Here is an 8,351-nt window from a genome sequence, read left to right as displayed (position 1 = left end):
GCCTCCACCACCCTCGCCCGCGCCACATTCTCCGCCACCCGCCACCGCGCCGACACCCCCACCAACCCCGCCACACACCCATCCCAGTCATACACACCACCACCAGCAGCCCCACCGCAGTCCAACGCGCCAGACAAGGCTGCAGCCGAACCCACAGTCGAACCACTCGCTGAAACCCCCGTATCGAACATACGTTCTACACTACCCGACCACACGCCAACCGGCAAGAATTGAAATCTGAATCACCAAGCAGCGCAGCAACACTCACAAGACACGTGGGGTTCGTCCACGAGCAGCGCAACTGAATCGCGCGGATCCGACGCTCGCCGAAGCGCTTGTGAATGGTGCGCACGGTGTGTCCAGTCGCCCCGCCCATACGAAAGGGAAGCGGGCAATGGAGGTCATCGTCAGTCCGGTGTACGACAGCATCAACGCAAGCACACACGCACCCACCTCACGGATCCACAGCCACCAAATATGCGTCGAGCAGGGCAGCGCCGGTGAGAAGGGCGCGTCCGCGACCGGTGAGCCGGGCGTGCCATTGGCCCAGGAGGCCGGTGAGCTGCTCCACTCCCCCGGCCGCGCGGAGCTCGGCGATGACCGGCGAAATCTGTTCGAGCAGATACCCGCCTCGCCTGAGCTGCTGGACCAGTTCGGCGTCACGTACATCCGCCGCGGCGTAGACGCGGTATCCGGTGTGAGGATCCCGGCCGGGACACACCAGACCCGCCTGCTCCCATTTACGCAGTGTCGCAGGCTGAATACCGAGCCGGTGGGCAAGTGGCCCGATGAACACATCGGCACGCGCAGGCGAGACCGACGTACCCGAATCCACATGAGCAAGAGCCTTTTCCACTGCCGCCAGCGTCTCTCGATCCCGAAGAAGCCGAGCATGGCTTCGGTCGATCAGTAACATCGCCTCCGCGTCGGCGCCGTCGTTGACCGCCCGCATGATCGACGACGCCACCTGACGACCGTGGCCGGGAACAAGGGCCAGGAAAGCACGTAACGCCAGCGCGTGCAGCGGCGTGTAGGTGCGGTACCCGTGCGGAGTGCGGGTGGCTGGCGGGAGAATCCCCTCGGCCTCGTAGTTTCTGACGGCCTGCGTGGACAGATTGTGTTCACGGGCGAGATCGGCGGGTCGCGTCCCGATACTGGTTCGAGGGTTCTTCACCGATATCGCCGCACTTCCGCCCATAAGTCTCAACCGTATGTTCAACGATACTGTCGAATGTATGTCCGCACCCCACAACCCTCGCGATCCACGAATCGTTGCGATGGGCGAACCGACGCACGACGACGAGTCGTTACTCGATCGGCGAAACGAAACTTTCCGACAGCTTGTCGAACAGCAGCGGTACCGAACGATCGCATTGGAGAGCGATTGCATCATGGGCCTCGTTGTGGACGACTACGTCACCGCCCGAACAGGCACATTCGACGACGCGATGGAACGTGGTTTCAGCCACGGATGGGGAAAATACGCGGCCAACGGTGAACTCGTACGTTGGATGCGCGAGCACAACGACGGAAAATCAGAAGACGACATGCTCCGTTTTGCCGGCTTCGACGCGCCGCTCGAGATGGCCGCCGCCGCGAGCCCCACACACGCGATGACTGCGTTGCACTCGTATCTTGCCGCAGAGGTCGATCCCGAGTTATTGCCCTGCGCTGCCGAAGAACTCACTACGCTGCTGGGCTCCGACGACCAGTGGACCGAACCGAACGCAATGCTGGACCCGTCGCAGTCCGTAGGACAGAGCGCTCAGGCCGTCAGCCTGAGGCTTCTCGCCGACGACCTCGCGGCCCTCCTCGACATGCAGACACCGCACCTGATCGCTGCAACCTCACGCCACCAGTGGAACCGCTCACGCCTGCACGCACGCTCTGCCACAGGCCTACTGCGCTATCACTACTGGATGGCGGACACGTCGTCGTCCCGGCAGACGCGGATGGCGCGCCTGTGCGCGCTGCGCGATTCGATGATGGCGGCCAATCTACTTGCCCTGGCCGAACAGGCTCCGACGTTCGTGTACGCGCACAACGCCCACCTGCAGGAACAGCTCAGCTCGATGCCGACATGGGACGGTCCGATCGAATGGTGGAGCGCAGGCGCACTAGTGAAAGCCCAGCTGAACGACGATTACGCTATTTACGCCGATACAACCTCTCCGGCCGACCGACGTTTCCGTAGTCCAGAGACACGTCGACCCGACCGATCCCCGTGAGGTATTCGAGGTACCGTCGTGCACTGGATCTGGAAATGCCTGCCCTCTCAGAGAGTTCGGTTGCGGAGACGGGTTCGGTCACTTCGCGCAGCTTTTCCTCAACCAGATTCAGGGTCACCCGACTGAGACCCTTGGGTAGGTCGTTCTCGGTACCGGTCACACCGAAAGCCTTGTCCACGGCTGCCTGTTCGGCTTCGTCGATGTCGACGAGGCTCTGCCTCGTGGTGCGGTACTGATCCAACCGCGCCTGCAGCACAGCGAATTTGAACGGTTTGATCAGATAGTGCACCGCTCCGCTCCGTAGCGCCTTCTTCACCGACGCCATTTCACGCTCACTGGTGATGACCAGGACGTCGAGGTCGGGCACGGCTTCCCGGAACACCCCGATCAGATCCAACCCACTCGCCCCGGGCAGATGGACGTCGAGCAGCACGAGGTCCGGCCGCAGCACCGACACCGCTTCGACTGCCGCCTCGGGTGTGTGCGCTACGCCGCACACCTCGAATCCCTCTGTCTTGCCGACGAATCCGGAGTGGACCTTGGCGACCATGAAGTCGTCGTCGACCACCAGTACACGTATCACTACTTCTCCCTCAACACTGCCGTGAACACGGTCCATTCACCATCGGACCCGACCGACACATCTCCGCCGCGTCGTCTGCACACCAGACGCACCAGCGCCAACCCGAAACCGTGCCCGGTATTCGCCGAACCTCTCGAACTCCAGCCCTGTTCGAAGATCTTCTCGGCGTCGGCCTCCGGCACACCGGTACCGTTGTCGAGAACTCGAATCTCGAGCGAATCCTCGTCTTCGACGAGCGAAATCCTCACTCGCCCAGACGACGCCAGCACCGCATTGTCGACGAGATTGCCGAGCACCGTGCACAGGTCACGCGAGACATCACCCCCGTGGCTACGCAAGCGAGAGTTCTCGTCGATCTCGATGGACACCGACCGATGCGCTGCTGCGCCGATTTTCGCGATGAGCAGAGCTGCGACTCCTACGTCGGAGACCGTGTCGGTCACCGCCGATGTCACTTCTTCGCGGCGTGCGGTCAGTCCGTCGACGTACTGCACCACCTCGTCGTACTCCTGCAGTTGAACCAGCCCGGAGATCGTGTGCAGCTGATTGTCGAACTCGTGGATGTGCTCGCGCAGTGCTGTCGAACTCGTCTTCGTCACACCGAGTTCTTCCTCGACGTCGGTCAGTTCGGTGCGGTCGCGGAACGTGGTGACAGTGCCGACGGCTTTCCCCTTGGACACGATGGGAACGGTGTTCAGCACGAGCACTCGGTCACCGACCAACACGATCTCGTCGTCGACGGTGCGGAGCAAGACCTCGCGCAGACGGTCGGTGACGCCGAGTTCGTCGACGGTTCGCCCTTTGCTGCCGTACTCGATGTGCAGCAGCTCGTGTGCGCTCTCGCTCATCAACAGCACCCGACCTGCCGGATCCAGCGCGATCACGCCTTCCTTGAGTCCACGAAGCATCGCTTCACGCTGACCGACGAGGTCGAGGATCTCACTCGCTTCCATCCCGAGTGTCTGACGCTTCACTCGGCGCGCCAGAAGCACCGACCCCACACCCCCGAGCACCGACGCGACCGCCAGATAGACGATGAGGTTGGGCGCGGCCTGGAGAAATCGATCGAGCGCCGACGGGTACCGATCGCCGACGACGGCTGCCCCGATGAGCGTGCCGGAATCGTCGAGCACGGGCACGGTGGCTTCGACGGCCTTGCCGGACGTCGTATCGGTCAGCCCGACCCACGAACCGCCCGACTCAGTGCGCGTCGTCGATCCCACCTGCTCGGGCACGGTGGAGAGAATGACCGAACCGTCGACGTCGGCGAGTTGGGCATAGTCCAGACCCGACACCGCGCGAACCGATTCGACCGCACTCTGCAGCCCGGTCCTGATTCGCGGCTGCGCGGACGGCAACAGCTGCCTGACGACGGGGTTCGCGGCCAGGGTTTCCGCCGCTGATTGCGCCCTCCTGCCGGCGTCGCGCTGAAACGCTGCCGACGACTGGGCGAGGGACAATCCGCCGATCGCGACGAGGACGACCACGACGATGAGCAGCTGTAACCTCAGGAGTTGAGCTGCCAACGTGGTTCTTCGCACGAAACGACCCTACGTCGCCTCCTCGGCCGCACAGCCCGGATCTGCGTGAGCACAATGGACACAAAAGAAACTGTGGCCGCAAGGGTGACCCCAGTCACAAAATGAGGTGTACTTCGACGGTGCCCGCTACGAGACTTCGAACTGCAGCCAGCGCCTTGTGCGTCTCGGTGGCAGTTCTCGTGGGCGGATGCGCGTCGGAACCTGCTGTTTTCGCAGGCCCGAGTGGCAACGAGCGAGTGCGGTTCGTCGTTCCCTCGGATGCGGGAGGCGGATACGACCTCACTGCTCGCAACCTGGCGCAGACCTTGAGCACCAAGGACGTCGATTACGACGCCGTGGTGCTCCCAGGTTCGGGAGGTGTCGTCGGATTGGGCAGGCTGAACCTGGAATCGGGCAACTCCGATCTCGCCATGGTCATGGGCCTCGGCCTCATCGGCGCGCTGGAGGAGAGGCCGTCGGATCATTCGATCACCGACGTCACTCCCATCGCACGTCTGCTCGAAGAGCCCGAAGTGGTGCTGGTGCCTGCCAACTCACCGTTGCGATCCATGTCGGATCTCGTCACCGCGTGGCGTGCGAACCCTGCTGCTCTCACGTTCGCGGGTGGTTCGGTGGAGGGCGGACCGGACGGACTGTTCCGTATTCTTCTGGCACGCGCGATCGGTGTCGACCCGGCCGCCTCGACGTACCGGCAGTTCGAAGGCGGCGGCCAGCTACTGCCTGCCCTGCTCACCGGAGACGTCGACGTCGCCACCACCGGCGTCAGCGAGTACCTCGATCAGATCTCCGCGGGAACGGTGAGAGCGCTGGCCATCAGCACGGCCGATCGCATTCCCGTCGTCGATGCTCCCACCGCCCGAGAAACCGGCGTCGACGTCGTCTTCGCCAACTGGCGAGGCCTTCTCGCACCGCCGGGCCTCGCACCGGACCAGGTCACCACGTGGACCGACCGAATCCGCACTCTAGACTCGTCGCCGCAATGGCACGATGTTCTCACCAGAAACGGTTGGCGCAGTGCAGTTCTGACCGGTTCCGACTTCGCCGAGTTCCTGCACGAACAATCGACGTTCGTACACGAGACCGTCCCGGTCTCCGCCCACAGCTGACACGTCCGCATCTGACACCGCCCGCATCGCTTAAAGAACTTCCCAGCTCGTGAAATAGAAGGAGTACCCCCATGCTCGTGATACTGGGCTTCCTCATGGTCGCCGTCTTCATGTATCTGATCCTGACCAAGCGCGCAACGCCTGTCGTGGCGCTGACGTTGGTGCCGGTGGCATTCGGTCTCATGGCAGGTGCCGGACTCGGCATCGGCGACATGATCACCGACGGCATCAAGTCCTTGGCCCCGACGGCAGCGTTGCTGTTCTTCGCGATCATCTTCTTCGGGATCATGATCGACGTCGGGCTGTTCGACCCACTCGTCAAGGGCATCCTGAAGCTCGTTCGCAACGATCCGATGAAGCTCGTCGTCGGCACCGCGGTACTGGCGATGGTCGTCTCTCTCGACGGTGACGGATCCACGACGTTCATCATCGTGACATCGGCGATGCTGCCGCTGTATCTGAAACTCGGTGTGAGCCCGGTGATTCTGACGGTCGTCGCAGGCCTGTCCAATGCGACGATGAACATCATTCCGTGGGGTGGCCCGACGGTTCGTGCGGCGTCGGCGCTGGGAATCTCCCCGTCGGAGGTGTTCGTTCCGATGGTTCCTTCGCTCATCGCGGGCCTGATCATCGTGCTGCTGTTCGCCGTTCACCTCGGCATCATGGAACGCAGGCGGCTCGGAAAGCTCGTCTACGAACCCGAGCTCGTGCACGCCGCATCCTCCGGCGGCGGCACATCTGCCAAGCGGCCCACGACGGGCGGCACCGGCGAATCCGGCAGCTTCATGGAAGGCGGTCTCGACCCCGAGCGCGACACGTTGCGCCCGAAGCTGCTGTGGTTCAACGCCATTCTCACCACCGCACTTCTCGTTGTCCTGGTGATGGACATCCTGCCGATCCCGGTTCTGTTCATGATCGCGGCATCGATCGCCCTCACGGTCAACTTCCCCCGGGTGAAGGAACAGGGTGAAGCCATCGCGCGGCACTCGTCGTCGATCGTCTCCGTCGTCGCAATGGTCCTCGCCGCTGCGGTTCTGACCGGCGTCTTCCAGGGCACCGGCATGGTCGAGGCCATGGCGTCCTGGCTGATGAACGTGATCCCCGATGTTCTGGGCCCGTACCTGGCCGTCATCACGGGCGTGCTGAGCATGCCGTTGACGTTCTTCATGACCAACGACGCGTTCTACTTCGGCGTGCTCCCAGTACTGACGGAAACTGCGTCGCAGTACGGAATCGAGCCCGTCGAGATGGCTCGCGCGTCGATCACCGGCCAAGCCGTTCACATGCAGAGCCCCCTCGTACCCGCGATCCTGCTGCTGGTGACCCTGGCGGGTGTCTCGCTGGCCGACCATCACAAGAAGGTTCTGTGGCGCGCCGCGGTCGTGTCGCTCACGATGCTGGTCGTCGGCGTCGCCGTGGGTCAGATTCCGTTCGGCTGACACTCACTCACCTAGAATCGAAAGGGTCGTCATGACCGTCGCAGTCATCCACAACCAGTCCGACGAGGGCCGCAGCGCCCTCACCGCAGGCATCCGCGAGGCCGGCACGCGTGGCACCGAACTGGTTGTGCTGCACGCGCTCTCCGGCTCGGCCGAGCAGTCCGCACGCGAGCGTGAGATCGGCGCGGTCGAAGCGGCTGTCCGTGCCGTCGCCCCCGAGGCACGCATCGAGGCGGCGGTACCCGATCCCGACGCGACCAGCACGCTCCTGGCTCTCATCGACACGGTGGACGCCGAACTCGTCGTCATCGGATCGCGTCACCGCAGCGCGGTGGGCAAGTTCTTGATGGGCCAGCAGGTGCAGCGACTCCTGCTGGAGATCCCGGTGGAGATCCTCGTGGTCAAGTCGCGGTAGCCACCTGGTGCGCGACGCCTCGCGCGGGTTGTCTAAGCTTTGATTTCTTATTCGGTGAAGTCATCGCCGGCGGTTCATTAGTGCACACGAGAAGTGCGCTCGACGAATGCGGTGATGACATGAAAGACACGTCGCGGGTCGATGACTCGCGCCCGGACAGCGCGTCGTCGGATTCTGCGCTGGAAACGTTCAGGGCACTTCTGCGCTCGCACGCACGCGTGGAGACGCTGCTGCAGAGCGTGTGCAACCAGGTCGTCGCCACGGTGTCCGGTGCCGACATGGCCGGGGTCACGTTGCCGGACGAGCGGACCGGGGACACCGCGACGGCGGCGTGCACCGACTCGCGCGTGTTCACCGTCGATACCGACCAGTTCCGTTCGAACCAAGGTCCATGCCTGGACGCGGCGCGGACCGGCCGGATGATTCGAGCACGGTTGGGTGACATAGCCGTTCGCTGGCCCAGGTTCGCCGCCGACGCGGCCGACGTCGGTGTCCGAAGCGTCCTGTCGGCTCCGATCTCGGTCGATACCACGCAGATCGGATCGTTGAACGTCTACAGCTGGACCGATCACGGCTTCACCGACACCGACGAGATCCTGGTGAAGGTATTCGCCGCGGCGGTCGAGAGTGCGATCTGGAACTCTCGTCGTGCGCAGGAAGCGCAAACCGAGCTCGACGGGTTGCGCGAGGCGATGCGCACGCGCGCTGCCATCGAGCAGGCGAAGGGAATCGTCATGGCCGTGCGCGGTGTCGACGCCGATGCCGCATTCGAGGTGCTGTCGCTGCAGTCGCAGAGCGAGAACGTCAAGTTGTCGGTCATCGCCACGCGAATCGTGGATTCGGTGCGGCGCGATCTCTGACGGCGATCCCGCAGGCTGTGTTTTCAACCTACGGGATCTGGATGCACGCTCGCCCGGGCGAGACCAGCACCTGAATCGCACCATGCCCGATAGGAGTTGATCCGAAACCACCGCGGTTTCGACTCGGCTGTGCACGGGCATGCACGAGTTGTCGAGAAGCTGTGCCGTAGGCAACGAAT

Annotated in this window: 8 protein-coding genes; 5 read left to right on the top strand and 3 right to left on the bottom strand. The window is 63.6% G+C overall.

The window, feature by feature from the left end; genetic code table 11:
- Positions 1 to 454 precede the first annotated feature (454 nt).
- The gene (locus RY1_RS21085; RefSeq protein ID WP_072805978.1) at positions 455 to 1,198 is read right to left on the bottom strand and encodes a TioE family transcriptional regulator; all 744 of its coding nucleotides are present in this window, start codon (positions 1,196 to 1,198) and stop codon (positions 455 to 457) included.
- A gap of 37 nt (positions 1,199 to 1,235) precedes the next feature.
- Between RY1_RS21085 and RY1_RS21080 the strand changes: the two genes are divergently transcribed.
- Positions 1,236 to 2,228 carry an erythromycin esterase family protein gene (locus RY1_RS21080; protein WP_218019831.1) on the top strand — a complete coding sequence of 331 codons (993 nt, stop codon included), beginning with the start codon at positions 1,236 to 1,238 and terminating at the stop codon, positions 2,226 to 2,228.
- Here RY1_RS21080 and RY1_RS21075 read toward each other — a convergent pair.
- Positions 2,149 to 2,811, bottom strand: coding sequence for a response regulator (locus RY1_RS21075; protein WP_174565438.1), 663 nt, complete (start codon positions 2,809 to 2,811; stop codon positions 2,149 to 2,151). The genes RY1_RS21080 and RY1_RS21075 overlap by 80 nt on opposite strands.
- Entirely contained in the window at positions 2,811 to 4,352 is a 1,542-nt protein-coding gene (locus RY1_RS21070; RefSeq protein ID WP_072805976.1) for a sensor histidine kinase, read from the bottom strand. The genes RY1_RS21075 and RY1_RS21070 overlap by 1 nt, the downstream gene beginning before the upstream one ends.
- Before the next feature lie 119 nt (positions 4,353 to 4,471).
- On the opposite strand from RY1_RS21070, the gene RY1_RS21065 reads away from it, so the two are divergent.
- The 4 genes from RY1_RS21065 (at position 4,472) to RY1_RS21050 (ending at position 8,172) form a co-directional block, all read left to right on the top strand.
- The gene (locus RY1_RS21065) at positions 4,472 to 5,458 is read left to right on the top strand and encodes a Bug family tripartite tricarboxylate transporter substrate binding protein (RefSeq protein WP_245819820.1); all 987 of its coding nucleotides are present in this window, start codon (positions 4,472 to 4,474) and stop codon (positions 5,456 to 5,458) included.
- Between the two features lie 71 nt (positions 5,459 to 5,529).
- Positions 5,530 to 6,897, top strand: a complete 1,368-nt coding sequence (locus tag RY1_RS21060; RefSeq protein WP_072805974.1) for a CitMHS family transporter — start codon at positions 5,530 to 5,532, stop codon at positions 6,895 to 6,897.
- A 31-nt stretch (positions 6,898 to 6,928) separates the two neighbouring features.
- Entirely contained in the window at positions 6,929 to 7,312 is a 384-nt protein-coding gene (locus tag RY1_RS21055) for a universal stress protein (RefSeq protein ID WP_072805973.1), read from the top strand.
- 119 nt (positions 7,313 to 7,431) lie between these two features.
- Positions 7,432 to 8,172 (top strand): GAF and ANTAR domain-containing protein, encoded by a 741-nt coding sequence (locus RY1_RS21050; protein ID WP_072806017.1) that lies wholly within the window; start codon positions 7,432 to 7,434, stop codon positions 8,170 to 8,172.
- Positions 8,173 to 8,351 lie beyond the last annotated feature (179 nt).

Origin of the sequence: Rhodococcus yunnanensis NBRC 103083 (genome assembly GCF_001895005.1) — a bacterium.
GTDB lineage: Bacteria > Actinomycetota > Actinomycetes > Mycobacteriales > Mycobacteriaceae > Rhodococcoides > Rhodococcoides yunnanense.
The sequence above is the reverse complement of the archived record's forward strand: the minus strand, read 5'-3'. Positions and strand labels throughout refer to the sequence as shown.